At 63.4% G+C, this 20,154-nt stretch carries 16 protein-coding genes; 5 read left to right on the top strand and 11 right to left on the bottom strand.

The features are described 5' to 3' along the window. Nucleotides 1-40: 40 nt before the first annotated feature. From ACO07D_RS13325 to ACO07D_RS13335, 3 genes are all read left to right on the top strand, one after another. On the top strand, nt 41-1,834 hold the full coding sequence (locus tag ACO07D_RS13325) for an ABC transporter transmembrane domain-containing protein (protein ID WP_421703435.1): 1,794 nt from the start codon (nt 41-43) through the stop codon (nt 1,832-1,834). A gap of 106 nt (nt 1,835-1,940) precedes the next feature. Continuing rightward, nucleotides 1,941-3,833, top strand: coding sequence for an acyl-CoA synthetase (locus ACO07D_RS13330; protein WP_421703436.1), 1,893 nt, complete (start codon nt 1,941-1,943; stop codon nt 3,831-3,833). Between the two features lie 92 nt (nt 3,834-3,925). Beyond that, on the top strand, nt 3,926-4,435 hold the full coding sequence (locus ACO07D_RS13335; protein WP_421703437.1) for a hypothetical protein: 510 nt from the start codon (nt 3,926-3,928) through the stop codon (nt 4,433-4,435). Between the two features lie 96 nt (nt 4,436-4,531). Here ACO07D_RS13335 and ACO07D_RS13340 read toward each other — a convergent pair whose 3' ends face one another. The 11 genes from ACO07D_RS13340 to ACO07D_RS13390 form a co-directional block, all read right to left on the bottom strand. Then, nucleotides 4,532-5,119 carry an acyl-homoserine-lactone synthase gene (locus tag ACO07D_RS13340; RefSeq protein WP_421703438.1) on the bottom strand — a complete coding sequence of 196 codons (588 nt, stop codon included), beginning with the start codon at nt 5,117-5,119 and terminating at the stop codon, nt 4,532-4,534. 66 nt (nt 5,120-5,185) lie between these two features. Beyond that, nucleotides 5,186-5,797 (bottom strand): autoinducer binding domain-containing protein, encoded by a 612-nt coding sequence (locus tag ACO07D_RS13345; protein ID WP_421703439.1) that lies wholly within the window; start codon nt 5,795-5,797, stop codon nt 5,186-5,188. A 416-nt stretch (nt 5,798-6,213) separates the two neighbouring features. Next, entirely contained in the window at nt 6,214-7,359 is a 1,146-nt protein-coding gene (locus tag ACO07D_RS13350) for an iron-containing alcohol dehydrogenase (RefSeq protein ID WP_421703440.1), read from the bottom strand. Then, entirely contained in the window at nt 7,356-8,738 is a 1,383-nt protein-coding gene (locus ACO07D_RS13355) for an aldehyde dehydrogenase family protein (protein WP_421703441.1), read from the bottom strand. Before ACO07D_RS13355 ends, ACO07D_RS13350 begins: the two co-directional genes overlap by 4 nt. A gap of 107 nt (nt 8,739-8,845) precedes the next feature. After that, a complete protein-coding gene (locus ACO07D_RS13360) occupies nt 8,846-10,207 on the bottom strand; it encodes a glutamine synthetase family protein (protein ID WP_421703442.1) in 1,362 nt (453 codons plus the stop codon). Then, on the bottom strand, nt 10,207-10,962 hold the full coding sequence (locus ACO07D_RS13365) for an N-formylglutamate amidohydrolase (RefSeq protein WP_421703443.1): 756 nt from the start codon (nt 10,960-10,962) through the stop codon (nt 10,207-10,209). Before ACO07D_RS13365 ends, ACO07D_RS13360 begins: the two co-directional genes overlap by 1 nt. Beyond that, entirely contained in the window at nt 10,962-13,415 is a 2,454-nt protein-coding gene (locus ACO07D_RS13370) for a GcvT family protein (RefSeq protein WP_421703444.1), read from the bottom strand. The genes ACO07D_RS13365 and ACO07D_RS13370 overlap by 1 nt, the downstream gene beginning before the upstream one ends. Nucleotides 13,416-13,426: 11 nt before the next feature. Beyond that, nucleotides 13,427-14,314, bottom strand: coding sequence for a phosphotransferase (locus ACO07D_RS13375; protein WP_421703445.1), 888 nt, complete (start codon nt 14,312-14,314; stop codon nt 13,427-13,429). Beyond that, on the bottom strand, nt 14,311-16,314 hold the full coding sequence (locus ACO07D_RS13380; RefSeq protein ID WP_421703446.1) for an ABC transporter permease: 2,004 nt from the start codon (nt 16,312-16,314) through the stop codon (nt 14,311-14,313). The genes ACO07D_RS13375 and ACO07D_RS13380 overlap by 4 nt, the downstream gene beginning before the upstream one ends. Then, complete coding sequence (locus ACO07D_RS13385; RefSeq protein WP_421703447.1) at nt 16,311-17,339, bottom strand: quaternary amine ABC transporter ATP-binding protein; 1,029 nt, start codon at nt 17,337-17,339, stop codon at nt 16,311-16,313. The genes ACO07D_RS13380 and ACO07D_RS13385 overlap by 4 nt, the downstream gene beginning before the upstream one ends. Nucleotides 17,340-17,440: 101 nt before the next feature. Then, the gene (locus tag ACO07D_RS13390) at nt 17,441-18,382 is read right to left on the bottom strand and encodes an ABC transporter substrate-binding protein (protein WP_421703448.1); all 942 of its coding nucleotides are present in this window, start codon (nt 18,380-18,382) and stop codon (nt 17,441-17,443) included. Nucleotides 18,383-18,593: 211 nt separating this feature from the next. Here ACO07D_RS13390 and ACO07D_RS13395 point away from each other — a divergent pair, with 211 nt between their 5' ends. Both ACO07D_RS13395 and ACO07D_RS13400 read left to right on the top strand, forming a co-directional pair. Then, the gene (locus ACO07D_RS13395; RefSeq protein ID WP_421703449.1) at nt 18,594-19,364 is read left to right on the top strand and encodes a DeoR/GlpR family DNA-binding transcription regulator; all 771 of its coding nucleotides are present in this window, start codon (nt 18,594-18,596) and stop codon (nt 19,362-19,364) included. Between the two features lie 8 nt (nt 19,365-19,372). Then, entirely contained in the window at nt 19,373-20,149 is a 777-nt protein-coding gene (locus ACO07D_RS13400) for an inositol monophosphatase family protein (RefSeq protein ID WP_421703450.1), read from the top strand. The last annotated feature ends 5 nt before the right edge of the window (nt 20,150-20,154 follow it).

Here is a 20,154-nt window from a genome sequence, read left to right on the forward strand (position 1 = left end):
TCGGGCCGTTATCTCTCGTCGGGATCAAAGGAGCGCGCTAATGGCCAATCGGGACGTACAAGAGGCCCAGGAACGGGAAAAGTCGAAACGCATCGGTGCGCTCAGCGGGCTGTGGCCGTTCATGCGACCGCACAAGCTGATGATATTGGCTGCCTTCCTGGCACTGGTCTTTACCGCGGCGATCTCGTTGATCCTGCCCATCGCGGTGCGCCGGGTGATCGACGGGTTTGGCGAATCGACCGCCGAGCTGCTGGACAGCTACTTCCTGGCCGCCCTGGCCGTGGCGGGCGCCTTGGCGCTGGGCACCGGGCTGCGCTACTACCTTGTCACCCGCCTGGGCGAACGGGTCGTCGCGGACATTCGCAAGGCCGTCTTTGACCGTGTGATCGGCATGTCGCCGACCTTCTTCGAACGCATCATGACTGGCGAGGTACTGAGCCGCATCACCACCGACACCACGCTGATCCTGTCGGTGATCGGCTCTTCCGTCTCGGTCGCCCTGCGCAACGTTTTCATCTTCCTGGGTGGCATGGTCCTGATGCTGCTGACTTCGGCCAAGCTGACTGGCTTGGTCCTGCTGATCGTGCCCGCCGTTGTGGTGCCGATCATCATCCTGGGCCGCCGCATGCGCGTGCTGAGCCGCGAGAACCAGGACTGGATCGCCAAGAGCTCGGGCAATGCCTCCGAGGCGCTTCTGTCCGTGCAGACCGTGCAGGCCTTTACCCATGAAGATCTGTCGCGCGCCGAGTTTTCAGATGTGACGGAAAAGAGCTTCGTCGCCGCCCGCAAGCGCATCACCACCCGCGCCGCCATGACCGTGATCGTCATCGCGCTGATCTTCTCGGGCGTTGTGGGCGTCTTGTGGATCGGTATGCGCGATGTGACCGCGGGCAATGTCTCGATCGGCGCGCTGGTGCAATTCGTGATCTACGCCGTGATGGTCGCGGGCGCCGTGGGCGCCCTGTCGGAAATCTGGTCGGAACTGCAACGCGCCGCAGGGGCCACCGAGCGCCTGGTGGAGCTGTTGAATGCCGAAGACAATGTGCTGGACCCGGCCCAGCCCAAGCCCATCACCACGCGCCCGGCCGGTGGGGTCAGTTTCAACGACGTGACTTTCCATTACCCGGCGCGCCCCGATGCGCCTGCTCTGCATGAGATCGACCTGCAGATCGCCCCCGGCGAGACCGTTGCGCTTGTCGGCCCCTCGGGTGCGGGTAAGTCCACCATCATCCAGCTGATGCAGCGCTTTTATGACCCGGATCAGGGGAGCGTGACCTTGGACGGTGTGGATCTGAGCGAGATGCGCCGCGACGACTTCCGCCAGTACATGGCGCTGGTGCCCCAGGACGCTGTCATCTTTGCGACTTCGGCGCGTGAGAACATTCGTTTTGGCAAGCCTGACGCCACCGATGCCGAGGTCGAGGCCGCCGCCAAGGCCGCTGCCGCCCATGATTTCCTGTCGAAACTGCCGGAAGGCTACGACACCTTTGTCGGCGAACGCGGCGTGATGCTGTCGGGAGGCCAGAAACAGCGTATCGCCATCGCCCGCGCCATCCTGCGCGACGCGCCGGTGTTGCTGCTGGACGAGGCGACCTCGGCGCTGGACGCCGAAAGCGAACGTCTGGTGCAGCAGGCGGTCGAGGCCATGGCCCAGGATCGCACCACCGTGATCGTTGCCCACCGACTGGCCACGGTGAAGAAGGCCGACCGCATCGTCGTCTTCGACGAGGGGCGTATCGTCGCACAGGGCACCCACACGGAACTGGTGGCCCAGGACGGGCTCTACGCACGCCTTGCAAAACTGCAATTCACCGAGGGGCTTGCCGCAGAGTAAGCCCTGATTTCCACGTCACGTCACACTTGCACGCGAGAGGCGAAAGCCCCACACTCAACCCCCAAGAACCGCCCGAAAAACAACGGGCCAGGGGAGGGAGTGATACATGTATCCGTTCAATTCGGTGGCCGACCGTGATGCCGTCGTCAATGAAATGCCGTGGGACAAGCGCGACAAGCCGGTCACGATCTATGGCCGCCTGAAAAGGACCGCCGAAGAACATGGATCGCGCCCCGCCGTGTCCTACCAGATCACCTCGGGCCCGACGGACCCGGTGGAGATGGTCACCTGGCAGGAAATGCATGATCGCTCGGTTCAGGCCGCGAACCTGTTTCGCTCTCTGGGTGTGGGCGAAAAGGACGTTGTCGCCTACCTGCTGCCTAATGCGAACGAGACCTTCTATGCGCTCCTGGGCGGCTCCATCGCCGGGGTCGTCAATCCGATCAACCCGCTTCTGGACGCCGAACAGGTTGCGGGCATTCTGCGCGAAACCGGCGCGAAGGTGCTGGTCACGCTGAAGAGCTTTCCCAAGACCGAGGTTGCCCAGCTGGCCGCCGAGGCGGTCAAGATGGCCCCGAACGTCAAGACGGTGCTGGAGATCGACCTCAACCGCTACCTCACCTTCCCGAAAAGCTGGATCGTGCCGCTGATCCGGCCCAAGAACCCGGTCAGCCACAATGCCCGGGTGCTGGATTTCAATGCCGAGATGGCCAAGCAGAACACCACGCTGGACTTCGAGGACCGCGAGGTTGACCGCGTCGGCGCCTATTTCCACACCGGCGGCACCACCGGCACGCCCAAGGTGGCGCAACACACCTATGGCGGCATGATGTATAACGGCTGGTTGGGCGCGCATCTGCTGTTCAACGCCGAGGACGTGATCATCTGCCCGCTGCCGCTGTTCCATGTCTTTGCGGTGCAGGTCATCTTCATGGCCGGGATCACCTCGGGCTGTCACATGGTCTTCCCGACGCCGGCGGGCTATCGCGGCGATGGCGTGTTCGACAACTTCTGGAAGCTGATCGAACGCTACAAGGTCAGTTTCGTGATCACCGTGCCCACCGCCATCGCCGCGCTGATGCAGCGCCCGGTGGATGCGGATGTGTCTTCGCTCAAGGTCGCCTTCTCGGGCTCCGCGCCCCTGCCGATCGAGCTTTACAACCGTTTCCAGGAAGCCACCGGCGTGACCATTGTCGAGGGCTACGGGCTGACCGAATGCACCTGCCTGGTCTCCTGCAACCCGCCGGGTGGCAACAAGAAGGTGGGTTCCGTCGGCGTGCCGCTGCCCTATACGGACGTGAAGATTGCCAATTGCGATACCGAGGGGAATATCCTTGAGGAATGCGATGTCGACGTGGTCGGCGAGATCTGCGTATCGAACCCCGGCGTTTTCGTCGGCAACACCTATACGGAGGCCGAGAAGAACGCGGGGCTTTACGCGGGCGGCACCCACCTGCGCACCGGGGACCTGGGCCGTATGGACGAGGACGGCTACCTGTGGATCACCGGCCGCGCCAAGGACCTGATCATTCGTGGCGGTCACAACATCGACCCGGCCGAGATCGAAGAGGCCCTGGCGGGTCACGAGGCGGTCGCCTTCGTCGGCGCCATCGGCCAGCCCGACAGCTACGCGGGCGAGCTGCCTTGCGCCTATGTCGAACTGGTCGGCGGGGCCGAGGCCTCGGTCGATGAGCTGATGGCCTATGCCAAGAAACACATCCACGAAAAGGCCGCCATGCCCAAGCATATCGAGGTGTTGGACGAACTGCCCAAGACCGCGGTTGGCAAGGTCTTCAAACCCGATCTGCGCAAGTCCGCGATTACCAGAGTCTATAACGCGGCACTGGCCAAGGCTGGTCATCCGGCTGAGGTGGTCGAGGTGCTCGATGACAAGAAACGCGGTCTGGTGGCCCGTCTGCGCGCGACCGGGGAGGTGGATTACGAGGCCGTCAGCCACACGCTGGGCGAGTTCACCCGCCCGTTCGAGTGGATGGACTGAGCCACCTGTCAGCGACATTCTGTCAACTCGCGACTTGATCCGAGGCCAAAGCTTTGCCACCCTTCGATTATTGACCTAGCGGAGGGTGGCTTATGTTTTTGACGAAGCTTGTTCAAAGTACGATTGCGGCAGCCGTGGTTCTGGCTGCACCGCTGACGGCGTCGGCGCAGCCTTATGAGAACTACTATTACGGGCACAAGGCCTGGACGGTCCATGTGGTGACCTTTGCCGACAACTCGCTGGCCTGCCGGGCGCGTGTCAGCGAACCGGGCGCCAGTTTCGCGATCTGGGCCGACGGCTATTCGGCGGTGACGCTGGAGTTCCTGCGTTCGAACTGGGATTTCTACGAAGGGCGCGAAGACATCATCGTGCAGATCGACCGGCGCGCCAGCTGGGATCTGACGGATGCAGACCTGTCCGGCAACCAGATCCTGTTCCAGCTGCCTGGAGGCAATGCTTCGGACCGGTTCCTGGGCGAGATCGTGCGCGGCAACCAGGTCAAGCTGTTCTCCAACTCGGGCGACTTTGTGGAAAGCTGGTCTCTGGCTGGCAGCTCTGCCTCGATTGACAAACTCATCGAATGCACGCGCCGCCTGCGCTGAGGCGCGGATGGCCGGTTTGGTGACGTCCCCCTCCGGCCCACCCGGCCGGAGGAAGGCAGTTTGTCAGCCCGGCCCAGCAGGGCCGAGCACCGTGGGTCAGTGCATCTTTTCGGTCAGGTTGATCGACACGACCTGGTTGTCCACCCCGTCGATGTGCATGACACGGCCCGCCGCTTCGGCGTCCAGTTTGCAGCGGCGCGCCCAACGTGGCCAGTTGGCCGGGATCAGCCCCAGCACCCGCGAGGCGCCCAGTTCACGGGCGGATTTGGTCATCTCGCTGATCAGATGGGCATGGACCACCCGGCGAATGCGCTGCGGGGTGTCATGGGCCACGAAGACGCGGCTCGATTCCCAGATGTTTTCCGCCACCGGGGCCTCGTCATACAGAAGGTCCGAGGGGATCGAATCCAAGAGCCCACGCTGCGCATCGCGGATCATGTAGGTGTAGATGCCACAGCGCGCCGTGGTGGGCGTCAGCCGAATGCCGGCCAGCACCTGGCCGAACTGATGCACCGCCACCCAGCGGCTTGCGGGCGTGTCGTATTGGTCGAACTCCATGCCCATGGCCTCGGGCAGATCCCAGTTGTTCTGCACAATGAACGACTGTCGCCGAGCGCGAAGAAGATTCGCAAAAAGCTCGCCATGGTTGTGGATATTTTCGAAAGAGAGCGTCGTGGTCTGCATGGTAAAGCCTCCAGCTTTGGTAAGGTTCCAGGTCCGGACGTCCGTGGAAGGGATCAGGCGCCCGGCTCAGATGAGCCGGTAGTCTTTCGCGCGCTGAATGGCCTCTGCGGACGTTCGGGCAAAGAGTTTGCGGCGCGCCGAAGTAAGGCGCGCCTTGAGGGCGCTTTCCGATATGCCCAGGCGTGCGGCTCCGGCGGCGTATCTCTCGCCGGACCCAACGACTTTCAGCGCTTCGATCTCGGCCCCCGTCAGGTTATCGGGCGGCTCGGTCTCGGTGTGGAGGCGAAGGATGATCCCGGACAGCTCGGCAATCTCCTCGTCCGTAAATTCCCGGTCCGCCCTTGCGATCCCCGCCACGGTGCGGGACGTCATTGGCCCGCAGGAGATCGAGACCCCATAGACGAGCCCGAATTTTCGGGCCTCGGCCATGATGTCGAACGGATCCGGGATGTCGATATCGCGCCAGCGTGTGGCTCCTGTGCGCGATATCCCCCAGGCAATCAGTGGGTCACGCAGCGCATAGGCGTGCTGCGTGTAGTGGTCCGTCCAGGCCTGTGGGTAGGTCTGGAAGGTCATCAGAGGGGCGGCAAACCGGATGTGAAGACCCACGAAATAGCCCGCCGGGGCCAGGTCGCCCAGTTCGGTGGTCAGGTCCTCTATGATCTGATTTTGTCCCATGATGGTTAAAGTCTAGGGATCATCGCGGAACGGGCACAACCGGAAATTGCGAGTTGACGCGGGGGAATCGGCAACAAAACGCGAGTCGCGAAAAAGTGTGTTTTTTGTAACCTAACCAAAAGTTTAGGGCCGTGTGGATAAGTCGGATCTTATCCACAGAGTTAACGTCGGGTTTCTCGCGTTAACTAACCATTAAGGTAGGTTAACGTGCCGAATCATGCCCATTTTGCGAATGCGCCGGCTCGTCGTTGTATGCAATTATAGGTTGAATCGAATCGACCTTGCCAATGTCGTATGGCGCTGCGCTCCCTCCACCAAAGGCGGGGCAGGGCATATCCGGGGGCTTGGCAACAAAAAAGCCCACGCGGGCAACAGAAGTTTCCAGCGCGGGCCTAGGATCGAGGGAAAGGGCCCCCTCAGATGGTGTTTTCGAACAGTTCGCGCAGGTTTGTGCGGTTGAGTTCGACGGGGTTTCCGCCGCAGCTGGGGTCGATGATGGCGCCTTCGACCAGGTCGTCCATCCGGTCGGGGGTGACGCCCATGTCGGAGAGTTTGCGGGGGATGCCCAGGCTGTCGTTAAACTGCTGCACGAAGTCCTGGAAGCCGACAAAGCCGCCCTTGATGCCCAGATATCCGGCCACCTGGTCGAAACGGTCACTGATTGCGGGCGCGTTGAAGGCCAGCACCGCGGGCATGCAGACCGCGTTTGTGGTGCCGTGATGCGTGCCGAAGATCGCGCCCACCGGGTGGGACAGGGCGTGGATCGCACCCAGGCCCTTCTGGAACGCCGTGGCGCCCATGGCGGCGGCCGACATCATGTTGGCGCGCGCCTCCAGGTCCGTGCCATCCGCATAGGCGCGCGGCAGGTTGTCGATCACCAGCTTCATGCCCTCGATTGCAATGCCTTGGGACATCGGGTGGTAATGCGGCGAGGAGAACGCCTCGACGCAATGGGCGAAGGCATCCAGACCCGTGCCTGCGGTAATGAACTTCGGCATTCCAACCGTCAGCTCCGGGTCGCAGATCACCACCGTGGGCAGGACCTTCGGGTGGAAGATGATCTTCTTGGCATGCGTCACCGAGTTGGTGATGACGCTGGCGCGCCCGACCTCGGACCCGGTGCCCGCGGTGGTCGGCACGGCGACGATCGGCGCAATCGCATCCGCATCCGCGCGGGTCCACCAGTCGCCGATGTCCTCAAAATCCCAGACCGGGCGCGTCTGCCCCGCCATGAAGGCAACCATCTTGCCCAGGTCCAGCCCCGAGCCGCCGCCGAAGGCAATGACCCCGTCGTGATCCCCGGCCTTGTAGGCGGCCACCCCGGCCTCCAGGTTCAGCTCGGAGGGGTTCGGATCGACCTCGCTGAACAGCCCGCGTCCCAGCCCGGCTTCCTCCATGATATCGAGCGTGGCCTGGGTGATCGGCAGGTCCGCCAGCCCCTTGTCGGTGACCAGCAGCGGGCGTTTCATCCCCGCCTGGGCGCAGGCCTCGGCCAGTTCCTGGATCCGGCCGGCGCCGAACTTGATTGCGGTCGGGTAGGACCAGTTTCCAACAAGGTTCATGTCGTCACCTTCTTCAGATGGTAGGATTTCGGACGGGTCAGGTTGTGGTAGCCGATCATCGACAGTCCACCGCCACGCCCGGTGTTCTTGCATCCGGTCCAGCACAGGCCGGGGTCGAGGTAATCGGCGCGGTTCATGAAGACGGTGCCGGTCTCGATCCGGTCGCCCACCCGCGCGGCGCGGTCCAGGTCGCGGGTCCAGAGCGAGGCGGTCAGCCCGAACTCGCTGTCATTCATCAGCCGGATCGCTTCCTCGTCGGACGACACTTTCATGATCCCCACCACCGGGCCGAAGCTCTCATCCCGCATCACCCGCATCTCATGGGTGACATCGGTCAGGATCTGAGGCGTCAGATAGGCGCCACCGTCATCCGCATCGAAGGGGGCGATATGGGCGGTCGCGCCCGCGTCCACCGCCTCGGCAATCTGCGCGCGCACCTCCTCGGCAAAACGCACATTCGCCATCGGGCCCAGGGTGGTATCTGCATCCAGCGGATTGCCCAGCCTGTAGCCGCGCACGATCGCCACCGCCTTGTCGACAAAGGCATCGTACAGGCTCTCATGCACATAGATGCGTTCGATCCCGCAGCAGCATTGCCCGGCGTTGAACATCGCCCCGTCGATCAGCGTATCGACGGCGGCGTCCAGATCGGCATCCTCCATCACATAGCCCGGATCCTTGCCGCCCAGCTCGGTGCCGACGCCGGTAAAGGTGCCCGCCGCGGCGCGTTCCATCGCCTGGCCGCCGCCAACGGATCCGGTGAAGTTCACGAAGTCAAACGCGTTGCCCGCGATCAGATCATTGGTCGTGCCATGGTCCAGGAAGACGTTCTGGAACACGTCTTCGGGCACCCCCGCCCCATGGAAGGCCGCCGCCATGCGCTCGCCCACCAACAGGGTCTGCGTGGCGTGTTTCAACATCACCACATTGCCCGCGATCAGCGCCGGCGCCACCGTGTTGATCGCGGTCATATAGGGGTAGTTCCACGGCGCCACCACGAAGACCACCCCGTGCGGCACGCGCTTGATATAGCGCTTGAAGCTCTCGTCCTCGCCCACCGCGATATCGGCCAGGCTCTCCGCCGCGATCGCCGCCATGTGGCTGGCACGCTCGTTGAAGCCGCCGAATTCGCCGCCATAGCGCACCGGGCGGCCCATCATATGCGCCAGCTCGGGCACGATCTCATCGTTCAGCGCGCCGACGGCGGCCACGCCCGCCATGACCAGCTCCACCCGCTCCGCCAGCGGCCGCGCGGCCCAATTCGCCTGCGCCGCCCGCGCGCGCTCTGCCGCCGCGAAGGCGTCCTTGCGCGACAGCACCTCACGGCTTGCATAGACCGATCCATCGATCGGCGAGATACAGTTCAAAACCTGGCCCATGCCATGTCTCCGTCTTTCATGGGGGGCTTCCCCCTTTCATCTTTCCATAAATATCCCGGGGGGAGCCGAAGGCGGGGGGCAGCGCCCCCCTTGTTCCATCCCCCGGCTTACGCCCGCTCGAACCCGCGCGCGATCTCCCAATTGGTCACCACCCGTTCGAACTCCTCGATCTCAACCTCGGCGGCGCGGGTGTAGTGATCCACGACCTCATCCCCCATCGCCGCGCGCAGCATCTTCGACCCTTTCAGCGCATCGCGTGCGGCTGCCAGATTGCCCGGGATCATGCCGCTTTCGCCCTGATAGACATCGCCGGTGGTGGGCGGCTGCAGCGCCAGCCCCTCCTCGATCCCGGCGATGCCCGCCGCCAGCATGCCCGCCATCGCCAGATAGGGGTTCATATCGGATCCCGGGATGCGGCATTCGACCCGCACCGCCTTGGTGCCGTCGCCGCAGAGGCGGAACCCCGCGGTGCGGTTGTCCACCGACCAGATGATGCGCGTCGGCGCAAAGGTGCCCTTCATGAAGCGTTTGTAGCTGTTCACGTAAGGCGCCATGAAGGCGGTGTAATCGGGCGCGTATTTCAACAGCCCCGCCATATAGGCCTTCATCAGCTCCGACATGCCCAGATCATCCGCCGGGTCGTAAAAGGCATTGGCCCCGTCCTGCCACAGCGACTGGTGCACGTGGGAGGACGACCCGACCTTGTCGTGATGCCACTTGGGCAGGAAGGTCGCGGCATGGCCCTGGGCCCAGGCGATCTCCTTCACCGCATGTTTGGCGATGGTGTGGAAGGCGGCGGTGTCCATCGCCGGGGCGTATTTGATGTTCAGCTCCTCCTGGCCCGTCTCGGCTTCGCCCTTGGTGTTTTCCACCGGGATGCCCGCGGCATAGAGGTGATTGCGGATCGGCCGCATCACATGCTCTTCCTTGGTGGTCTGCAGGATGTGGTAATCCTCGTTATAGCCACTGATCGGCGCGAGATCGCGGAAACCACCCTTGCGGATCTCGTCAAAGCTCTTCTCGAACAGGAAGAACTCGAGCTCGGTCGCCGTCATCGCGGTCAGGCCCATGTCGGCCAATCGCGCCACTTGCCGCTTCAGGATCGCACGCGGCGAGATCGCGACCTCCTCATGGGTGTGGTGATCCAGCACGTCACACAGCACCATCACCGTGCCCTCAAGCCAGGGCACGGGACGCAAGGTCTCCAGGTCCGGCTTCATCACGTAATCGCCATAGCCCCGCTCCCAGGAGGTGCTGGCATAGCCCTCCGGCGTGCCCATCTCCAGGTCGGTGGCCAGCAGATAGTTGCAGCAATGGGTCTCTTCCCAGGCGCTGTCGACGAAATGCGCGGCGTGGAAGCGTTTGCCCATCAGGCGCCCCTGCATGTCGACCAGACAGGCCAGGACCGTGTCCACCTGTCCCGATGCGACCTGGGCTTTCAAGTCGTCCATAGAAATCAAACCCGACATTATCCGGTCTCCGTTATGTTGGCTGTATCAAGCGCCAGCAGGGCGTCCTTGACAAGGGCGGCAGTTGCGCCCGCGATCATTTGGTGTTGCAGCGGCGTGGCGATCAGGTCGTTGCGGAATTCCAGCATGACATTTGCCCAGCCACGCGGGATGGCATGGTGTTTCAGTGTATGGGTCACCCCGTCCTCGGGCCCGTAGGGATCGTTTCGGCGGGTGACCATCGCGGTGTGATCCTGCGCGCGGGCCAGCATCAGGTCGGCCAAGCGGGCGTCGCTGTCATGCAGGATGCCCAGTTGCACCTCGCGCGTCTTGCCGTGATAGACCGGGGTGAAACTGTGCACCGTGACCAGGACACCTTTGCCGCGCTGATCCATCAGGCCTGCCAGAGCCGCCTCGAAAGGGCGATAGACGGTGTCGACCCGTTCCTGCCGCGCCTCGGGAGAGAGGTCCCGGTTGCCCGGAACCTCGTGGATCTCGGACAGCTCCCGGATCGCGGTGTCCGAACTGGGCGGGCGATTGCAGTCATAGACCAGGCGCGACACGGTCGAGGCGACCAGTGGGGCGTCCAGAAGGTCGGACAGGTGGCGCGCCACGCCCAGGGCCCCGGGATCCCAGGCGGCATGGCTTTCGGCGGCCTCCGGGGGCAGGCCCAGCCCGCCGTAACGGGCCGGGATATGGGCCGAGGCATGCTCGCAGACCAGTACGACCGGCGAGCTGCCTTCGGCATTGAAAATGGCGACGGGGTTTTCGTCCATCAGGCTTTCACGCGCTCCATCTTGGGGTCGTAGAGCGGCGCCAGCGAGACGGTGCAGGGCACGCGGACCGTGGCGACCTCCAGCTCGTACTCTCCGCTCAGAACATAGTCGCGGTCAACGCCTTCCGGGTTGCGCACGTAGCCCATGGCGATGGATTTTCCGATGGTGTGGCCGTAGCCTGCAGAGCTCACATAACCCACCCGTTCACCGTTGCGATAGATTGTCTCGCGCCCCGACAGGATCACGTCGCCGTCGGTGGTGAAACTGGCAAGCATCTTCTTCATGCCATCCTTGCCAGCAGCCCGCTGGGCGGCGATGGCCTCGCGGCCACGGAAGGCGATGTTCTTCTTCATCTTCACAGCCCAGCCCAGCCCGGCCTCGTCCGGGGTGTGGTCGGTGCCGATGTCGGACGGCCAGGCGCGGTAGCCCTTTTCCAGGCGCAGGGTTTCGATCGCGCGGTAGCCCGCGTTGATCAGCCCGTAGTCCGCACCCGCCTCATGCAGGGCGGCGTAGACCGTGGTGGCATATTCGACCGGCAGGTGCAGCTCCCAGCCCAGCTCGCCCACATACGTCACGCGCAGCGCGTTGACCGGGCAACCGGCAATGCCGATTGTCTTGGCGCGGCCAAAGGGGAAGGCATCGTTCGACACATCGTCGCGGGTGACCTTCTGAAGGATATTGCGCGCCTCCGGCCCCATCAGCGACAGCACCGCGTAGGACGAGGTCACGTCGAAGAGCTGTGCATTCATGCCATCGGGGATGTTCTTGGAAATCCAGTCGAAATCGTGGGTGGCATAGCCGGTGCCGGTAACGATGTAATATTCGTCCTCCGCCACCCGGACACAGGTCAGGTCGCATTCGATCCCGCCCTTGTCATTGAGCATCTGCGTATAGATCAGCGAGCCCACAGGCTTGGCCACGTCATTGGCGGCGATCCAGCTGAGCGCGGCTTCGGCATCGGGGCCTTTCAGCGCGAACTTGGCGAATGATGTCTGGTCGAACAGCACCGCAGCCTCCCGCGCGGCCTTGTGTTCGCGACCCACAGGCGCATGCCAGTTCGGGCGCTCGAACGTGTAGATATCGCGCTGTTCTTCACCCGCCGAGGTGTCGGCATACCAGTTCGGACGCTCCCAACCCAGTTTCTCGCCAAACACCGCGCCCTCGGCCTTGAGCGTGTCATAGAGCGGGGATTTGCGGCAGGGGCGGCCGCTGTCGTGTTCCTCCGACGGCCAGGCCATGGTGTAGTGCTTGCCATAGGCCTCGACCGTACGGGTGCGAATCCAGTCGTCGTCGAAATGCGGGCGGCCGAAGCGGCGGATGTCGGCGGGCCAGAGGTCGAAGGGCGGCTCGCCCTTGGCGACCCATTCTGCCAGCGCCATGCCAGCGCCACCGCCAGCGGCGATGCCGAAGGCGTTGAAGCCCGCGCCGACGAAGAAGTTTTTCAGCTCCGGCGCCTCGCCCAGGATGAAGTTGCCGTCCGGCGTAAAGCTTTCCGGCCCGTTCACCAGCTCCTTGATGCCAGCGTTTTCCAGCGCGGGCACGCGGCCCAGGGACAGTTCCATCAACTGTTCGAAATGGTCGAAATTGCTGTCCAAGAGCGTGTAGTGGAAGCCCTGCGGAATGCCCGACGTGGCCCAGGGGATCGGGTTCGGCTCATAGCCACCCATGACCAGGCCGCCGACCTCTTCCTTGTAATAGGTCAGGCGATCCGGGTCGCGCAGGGTTGGCAAGTTTGCGGGCACGCCCTCGATGCGTTCAGTGACCATGTACTGGTGCTCCATCGGCACCAGGGGTACGTTCACACCCACGGTCTTGGCGAAGGTGCGGGTCCACTGGCCGCAGCAGGCGATCACAACGGGCGTGTCGATACGGCCCTTGTCGGTCTCGACCCCCTTGATCACGCCTTTCTCCACGTCGACCGAGGTGACCTTGGTGTCCTCGAATATCCGTGCGCCTGCCATACGTGCGCCTTTCGCCAGCGCCTGGGTGATGTCCGATGGGTTGGCCTGCCCATCCGTGGGCAGGTAGGCCGCGCCGACCACATCGTCGATGGTCATCAGCGGCCACAGTTCCTGCGCTTCCTTCGGGGTCAGAAGCTGCATGTCCAGCCCAAACGAATGCGCCGTGGTGGCCTGGCGTTTGACCTCGGTCCAGCGCTCTTCATTGCAGGCCAGGCGCAGGCCCCCGTTCATCTTCCAGCCGGTGCCCAGCCCGGTTTCCTCTTCCAGAGTGTTGTAGAGGTCCACCGAATAGCCCAGGAGCTGCGTGATATTGGCGTTCGACCGCAGCTGGCCCACCAGGCCCGCCGCGTGGAACGTGGTGCCGGAGGTCAGTTTCTTACGCTCCAGCAGGACCACGTCCCAGCCCATTTTTGCCAGGTGATAGGCGGTCGAGCAGCCGACGATGCCGCCGCCAACAATGACGGCCTGTGCGGTTTTGGGAAAGTCGCTCATGGTGTTCCTCTTTAGGAGTGGTATTCACTGTGGGCCTGCCGGTAGCGGGCCAGGTTGTCTTGGGTGTAGGCGGCGTAGTCGAAGTCGATGTCCGAGGTGATCTCGGAGACCATGCTCCACATCGTTTCGCGCAGAAGCGACGCGCATTTCATCGCGCCGTAGCTGCGCATCAGACCCGGGTCGGGGTCGGTGCCGAAATAGGTTTTTAGCATCAGTCGTTCGGCCTCCGCGGGCAGCTCGCAATTCGTGGCAAGCCCGCCCAGGTCGAACAGCGGCGAGTTGAACCCGCCGTATTCCCAGTCGATCAGCCAGAGCTGATCGGCCCCGCGCAGGATGTTGGCGGGCAGAAGGTCATTGTGTCCCAGCACCAGGCTGACCGGGCCCACCGCCCGTTCCAGCGCGCTGGCCTCTGCCTTCAGCGCATCCAATTTGGCCACATGCGCCGAGCCGTTCTGGCGCAGGAAACCTGCGTAGTCGCGCAGCACGTGGAAGACCCAGAAGGTCAGGACCGGCCCGCGCAGAGCCTGGGTGACCTCGTCATGGGTGCGGCGGATCAGCTTGGTGGCCTCGATCAGGGTGTCCGCGTCATGCAGGTCCGGCCCGTCCAGCGCCGGGGCCTCGACAAAGTCCAGCACCAGCACGCCGGGTTCCACGTGATGTACCCCGGGCGAGATACCGGTCGCGGCAGCGGCCTGCGAGATTGCCAGCTCGTTGAAGCGCATGACCCCGTGTTCGGGAATGTCCTCGCCAAAGCGCACCACATAGGCGCGTTCGCCGTCCTGGACCTTGAGGTTGATGTTGGTAATGCCGCCGCCCAACTGCTCGATCGTGGGCGTGACTGTCGCCCAGCAGGGCAAGGCACGGGCCTTGGCGATGGCGGTGTCAACGATCTTGCTCATGTTGCCCCCAGCTTTTCTTGCGAGCTCTTCGCCAGCGCATTGACCATGCGGTCGGCAATGATGGCGATGAAGGCCACGGACAGGCCTGCGATGATGCCTTGGCCGGTGTTGGCCTTGGTCAGCGCGATATAGACTTCCTGGCCCAGGTCGCGGGTGCCCACCAGCGCGGTGATCACCAGCATCGACAGGGCCAGCATGATGGTCTGGTTGAGCCCCAGCAGCAGCGAGGGCGCGGCCAGCGGCAGCTTGATGCGCCACAGAAGCTGGCGTTCGGTGCAGCCCGAGACCTTGCCGGCCTCGATCAATTCCGGGTCGATCGAGCGGATACCATGGGCGGCGTAGCGCACCGCCGGGGCCAGTGCGTAAAGCACCACCGCGATCATCGCCGAGAAGTCGCCGACCCGGAACAGCATGACCACCGGGATCAGGTAGACGAAGCTGGGCAGGGTTTGCAGCGTGTCGATCAGCGCGCCGATCACGCTGTTGGCCCGTGCGCTCTGGCCTGCCCAGATGCCCAAAGGAATGCCGATGACGCTGGCAATCAGCACCGAGACCGAGACGAGGTAGACGGTGATCATCGCCTTGGCCCACAGGCCGCTGGCGGCGATGAACAGGGTCATCAGCGCCGACATCACGCCCAGCTTCCAACCGCCCAGACGCCCCGCCATCAGGCCCACCACGATCACGCCCCAACCCCAGGGAATGCCGGCAAAGAAGCGTTTCACGGGCAAAAGCAGGGTGGTCAGGAAGAAGGTCTTTACCGCTTCGAAGGCGTCGAAGAAGGTCACGTTGATCCACTCCATCATCGAGGACCAGATCGTGCCGGTGGTAATGGTCAGGCTTTCGGGCAGCAGGCGGAAGCCGGGGATGTAGAGGCCCAGGACCGTGGTCACCAGGATTAGGGCCAGGCTCGCGCTGGTCAGCGGGTGGCGCTTGTAGATCGGATCGGCCGGGTCCGGGCGCGGGCGCACGCGGCGGATGGCGAAGGCCTGGCTGACACGGTCCAGCGCAATGGCCATGACCACAATCGCCAGACCGGCCTCGATCCCGCCGCCGATGTCCAACCGGCGCAACGAGGTCAGCACGTCATAGCCCAGGCCGCCGGCCCCGATCATCGAGGCGATGATCACCATGTTTAACGTCAGCATGATCACCTGGTTCACGCCCACCATCAGCGAGGGCAGGGCAGTCGGCACCATGACCTTCCACATCTGCTGATGCGGCTTGCAACCGACCATGCGGCCAGCTTCCTTGACCTCTTCGGGCACGGATTGCAGCGCCACGGTGGCGATGCGCACCATCGGCGGCATGGCGTAGATCACCGTTGCCACCAGGGCCGAGACCGGGCCAAAACCGAACAGGAACAGGATTGGCACCAGGTAGGCGAAGACCGGCACGGTCTGCATCAGGTCCAGGATCGGGCGCAGCGCCTTTTCGAACCAGGGATGGCGGTAGGAGAGGATGCCCAAGAGAAGCCCGCCGGTCACGCCGATGGGCACGGCGATCAGCACCGAGGCCAGCGTCACCATGGCGCTTTCCCACTGGCCGAAGATGGCCAGATAGGCAAAGCACAGCCCGGCCAGCCAGGCCAGTGCGGTGTTGCGCGCATAGAGCGCAACGGCGGCCATGGTGCCAATGATGGCGATCCAGCTGATCGAGGGGGCGACCTCGATCGCCTGCTGGCCTTGCCCGACCGAGAACCCGTCGATCAGCAGCGAGCGCATGATCTGATAGGGAAACTCGATCACCGCGGCAATGAAGCGGGTCAGGTCGCGGAAGGTGAACAGGCCGAAATGGGCGTCCTCGACCAGCCAGGTCATGGCGTTCGAGATCCATGTGTCCAGCCCAAGCTCATACTGCTTGGGAAAACGCACGATCCAGCGCGCGTCCAGCGCCTTGTAAAGCGCGAAAGACCAGCTGGACAGCGCCCAGGTCAGGGCCAGAAGCCCCAGCCAGAACAGCTTGGGTCCGGTCAGAAGGGATTTCACAAAGCGCATCATGCGGCGCCTCGCCCGATCATGATGTCGATCGCCGCGCGGGCGTCGATGGTGCCAGCGGGCTGGCCATCCTCGTCGAGCACGCGGAAGGGCAGGGTGGCCTCGTCCAGCTGGTGCACGGTGTCGGCTACGGTCAGATGGCCGGGCAGGTCGCCGGCATAGTCGCCCTCGGGCACGCCTTCGGACATGATCGAGCTCAGCTTGATCACCTTGGCGCGGGGGATGTGGCGGGTGAATTCCTCGACATAGGGCGTGGCCGGGTTGATCACCAGATTCTCGGGCGTGTCGATCTGTTCGATGCAGCCGTCCTTCATGACTGCAATGCGGTCGGCCAGGCGGATCGCCTCGTCGAAATCATGGGTGATGAAGACAATGGTCTTATGCAGCATGGATTGCAGGCGCAGGAACTCGTCCTGCATCTCGCGCCGGATCAGGGGGTCGAGTGCCGAGAAAGGTTCATCCAAAAACCACAGGTCTGGGTCTGCCACCAGCGAGCGGGCGATGCCGACGCGCTGCTGCTGACCGCCGGACAGTTGGCGGGGATAATGGTTCTCGCGCCCTTTCAGCCCGACGGTTTCAATCATCTGGCGCGCACGATCCTCGCGTTCCTGCTGGCCAACGCCCTGAATTTCCAGCGGAAAGGCGGCGTTCTGCAGAACCGTCAAATGCGGCAACAGGGCAAAATGCTGAAACACCATACCCATCTTCTTGCGCCGCACGTCGATCAGTTCGGCATTGCTCATCGTCAACAGGTCGCGACCCTCGAAATTGATCTCTCCGGCAGTGGAGTCCACCAGGCGCGACAGGCAGCGCACCAAGGTCGATTTGCCCGATCCCGACAGGCCCATGATGACGAAGATCTCGCCCTGGAAAATCTGCACATTGGCGTCACGGACCGCGCCGACCATATGCGCGTGTTCGAAATCCTCTGAGCTCGGCGTGCCGTTGTGTTTCGCCAGGAAGGTTTCGGGATGCGCCCCGTAGACCTTCCAGACACCACGGCACTCCAATTTGACGGAACGCTCCATTTGAACCTCGGGATTGGGCCAATGCTGGCCGGAGTTTCGACGAAAAGTAGGGGGAGAAGGCGCGGGGAGTGGGCGCCTTCTCCGGGGACAAGGATCAGGGGTTACTTGATCCAGGTCGACCAGGTTGCCTCGTTGGCCGACATCCAGTCGCCGACCACGGCCTCGACGGAAGCGCCTTCCAGGTCGACCTTGCCGACCAGGTCGCCCATCACGTCATTGCTGATGTCGAAGGATTTGATCGCGTCGGCTGCCCCCGGCCATTTGTCGGCCACGCCGGTCCAGGCCACCTTCCAGATCGGGCCGGTGGGCTTGCCGCAGTCATAGGCGGCGTTCGGGTTGAGGCCGACCGAGGGGTCGTTGTAGCACTCGGCCGAATAGGGCGGAAATTCGATGAACTTGCCGTCGTATTTTGCGGTCGCCCAATGCGGCGAATAGATCCACAGCACGATCGGAGCCTCACGCTGATAGGCGCTTTCCAGCTCGGCAAATAGCGCCGCATCCGTGCCCGCGTGTACGACTTCGAAATCCATTTCCAGCGCTTCAACGCGTTCATCGTCAAAGCCGCCCCAGGTGACCGGCCCGCCCAGGTAACGGCCCATCGGCGCGGTTTCGGGGGTTGAGAATTCCATCGCGCAGTCGTTCAGTGCCTGCCAGTCCGGCAGACCCGGGCAGAGCTTTTCCATATAGGCCGGGTACCACCACTCTTCGATCGCCTCCATGCCCGATGGGCCCATGTTCACTACGTTGCCGGTGGCAAAGGCCTCGTCCATCGCCTCGCGGCCGGTGGTTTCCCAGATCTCCATTGCGACATGCAGGTCACCGGTCTTCAGCCCGGCGAACTGGGCGATGTAGTCGGCCTGCACATATTCCACGTTGTAGCCGGCCTGTTTCAGTACCTCGCCCATGATCGTGGTGGTGATGATCTGACCGGTCCAGTCATGGGTCGTCAGCTTGATCGGGTCCAGCGACTCCACCTCGGCCAAGGCGGTCGTTGCCGATAAAGCCGTCAGTAATGCCGCGGAATAAGGTGTGAATTTCGTCATGGTCAGCCTCCCAGCTTTGTTTTTTGTGGGTTTCACGCCTCCAATCGTCCGGAAGAGCGGGAACGAGGAAATCGTTTGGCAAAAACCAACAAAAAGCAACAACAAAAATCTGAAAATGTTGGAATTGGGGAAATTTATGTGGAAGTTTGGTGAAATAACTGGCTAAATGGGGCCGTAAATTCGTCATGTGTCGTTGCAATGGAGTAGAATCATGGAAGCGCGGGCCAATCACAGACAGAAGGTGATCCTGGACGAGCTGCGCCGCTCGGGCGGGTCCATGCGCATCCATTCCCTGGCCCGCGCGCTGGACGTGACCGAAGAGACCGTGCGCCGCAACCTCAAGGCGCTCGCCGATGACGGGTTGGTCGAACGCATGCATGGCGGGGTGCGCATCGTTGGCGACAATGAAGAGGCCGATTTCAACGCACGCTACCGCGACAACCCGGTCGCAAAGCAGCGTATCGCCGCCCATGTTGCCCGTATGTTGCCCGACGATGTCTCGCTGTTTCTGGACATTGGTAGCACCACCGCCCATATCGCCGACGCGCTGCGCGATCACCGGCGCATGGTGATCGTGACGAACTCGGTCTACGTGGCGTTTCGCCTGGCGACCCGCAACGAAAACCGCGTCTTCCTGGCCGGCGGCGAGCTGCGCGGCCATGACGGCGGGGCCTTCGGGACGGACGCAATGGAGTTCGCGGCGAATTTCAATACCGATTATGCGGTGCTGTCCTCGGCGGGCATCACGCCCAAGGGGTTCTTCCTGTTCGATTTGGAGGAGGCGCGTTTTTCGCGCCTGATCATGCAGCAGGCGGACAAGTGCATCATGGCCGCAGATTCCAGCAAGTTCGGCCGGGTCGCGCCGGTCGATATCGGCAACCCGTCGCGGGTCGACTACCTGGTCTGCGACAAGGAACCACCGACCGAGATCGCCGCGGCCGCCCTGACTGACTGGGGCACCGAGATCCAGATAGCCAAATAGGAGAGATCATGACCACCCCGATCGCAGAGGTCCGCGCGGCGGCCGAGCGCATTGCCGTCGCGGCCAGCGTCATTCCGATGGCGCATTTCCGTGCGCCGTTGGACATTGCGGCCAAGGCCGATGACAGCCCGGTCACCGTGGCCGATCAGAAGACCGAAGCCTTCATTCGCGACGCTTTGGCCGACAGCTTTCCCGACCACGGCATCTTTGGCGAGGAATACGGGATTTCGGGCTCGCTGGAGGGCGAGACCTGGATCATCGACCCGATCGACGGCACCCGCTCCTTCATCACCGGATCGCCTCTGTTCGGCATGCTGATGGGCTATCTGATCGGCGGCACGCCGCAGCTGGGGCTGGTGCGCATGCCGGCGATTGACGAGACCTATGTCGGACTGCCCGGCGTTGGGGCGACGCTGAACGGCGAACCGATCCGCTGCCGGGCAACAACCGCACTGGACGAGGCGCTGGTCTATGTGAACGAGGCGGAGCGCATTCAAGCGATGGATCCAGCGCTGTTTGCCCGGCTCTGCACCGTGGGCCATACTCGGCGCATGGCCTATGACTGCTACCCTCACGCACTGGTCGCTTCGGGTCAGATCGACGCCGTGGTGGATTGCGGGTTGGAACCCTATGACTACCTGCCGCTGGTCGGGCTGATCGAGGCTGCCGGGGGCGTGATCACCGATTGGGACGGCAAGGCGCTGACGTTGGAAAGTGACGGGTGCGTCGTTTCCGCCGCGACGCCGGAGCTGCATCGGGAGCTTCTGGCGGTGCTGAAAGCCTGACAGCA

This window comes from Aliiroseovarius sp. (genome assembly GCF_965228805.1).
Classification (GTDB): domain Bacteria; phylum Pseudomonadota; class Alphaproteobacteria; order Rhodobacterales; family Rhodobacteraceae; genus JASBTN01.

Excerpts from the sequence above, each read along its gene's own strand:
- ACO07D_RS13325 (WP_421703435.1), top strand. The coding sequence starts at position 41 with ATGGCCAATCGGGACGTACAAGAGGCCCAGGAACGGGAAAAGTCGAAA.
- ACO07D_RS13330 (WP_421703436.1), top strand. The coding sequence starts at position 1,941 with ATGTATCCGTTCAATTCGGTGGCCGACCGTGATGCCGTCGTCAATGAA.
- ACO07D_RS13335 (WP_421703437.1), top strand. The coding sequence starts at position 3,926 with ATGTTTTTGACGAAGCTTGTTCAAAGTACGATTGCGGCAGCCGTGGTT.
- ACO07D_RS13340 (WP_421703438.1), bottom strand. The coding sequence starts at position 5,119 with ATGCAGACCACGACGCTCTCTTTCGAAAATATCCACAACCATGGCGAG.
- ACO07D_RS13345 (WP_421703439.1), bottom strand. The coding sequence starts at position 5,797 with ATGGGACAAAATCAGATCATAGAGGACCTGACCACCGAACTGGGCGAC.
- ACO07D_RS13350 (WP_421703440.1), bottom strand. The coding sequence starts at position 7,359 with ATGAACCTTGTTGGAAACTGGTCCTACCCGACCGCAATCAAGTTCGGC.
- ACO07D_RS13355 (WP_421703441.1), bottom strand. The coding sequence starts at position 8,738 with ATGGGCCAGGTTTTGAACTGTATCTCGCCGATCGATGGATCGGTCTAT.
- ACO07D_RS13360 (WP_421703442.1), bottom strand. The coding sequence starts at position 10,207 with ATGTCGGGTTTGATTTCTATGGACGACTTGAAAGCCCAGGTCGCATCG.
- ACO07D_RS13365 (WP_421703443.1), bottom strand. The coding sequence starts at position 10,962 with ATGGACGAAAACCCCGTCGCCATTTTCAATGCCGAAGGCAGCTCGCCG.
- ACO07D_RS13370 (WP_421703444.1), bottom strand. The coding sequence starts at position 13,415 with ATGAGCGACTTTCCCAAAACCGCACAGGCCGTCATTGTTGGCGGCGGC.
- ACO07D_RS13375 (WP_421703445.1), bottom strand. The coding sequence starts at position 14,314 with ATGAGCAAGATCGTTGACACCGCCATCGCCAAGGCCCGTGCCTTGCCC.
- ACO07D_RS13380 (WP_421703446.1), bottom strand. The coding sequence starts at position 16,314 with ATGATGCGCTTTGTGAAATCCCTTCTGACCGGACCCAAGCTGTTCTGG.
- ACO07D_RS13385 (WP_421703447.1), bottom strand. The coding sequence starts at position 17,339 with ATGGAGCGTTCCGTCAAATTGGAGTGCCGTGGTGTCTGGAAGGTCTAC.
- ACO07D_RS13390 (WP_421703448.1), bottom strand. The coding sequence starts at position 18,382 with ATGACGAAATTCACACCTTATTCCGCGGCATTACTGACGGCTTTATCG.
- ACO07D_RS13395 (WP_421703449.1), top strand. The coding sequence starts at position 18,594 with ATGGAAGCGCGGGCCAATCACAGACAGAAGGTGATCCTGGACGAGCTG.
- ACO07D_RS13400 (WP_421703450.1), top strand. The coding sequence starts at position 19,373 with ATGACCACCCCGATCGCAGAGGTCCGCGCGGCGGCCGAGCGCATTGCC.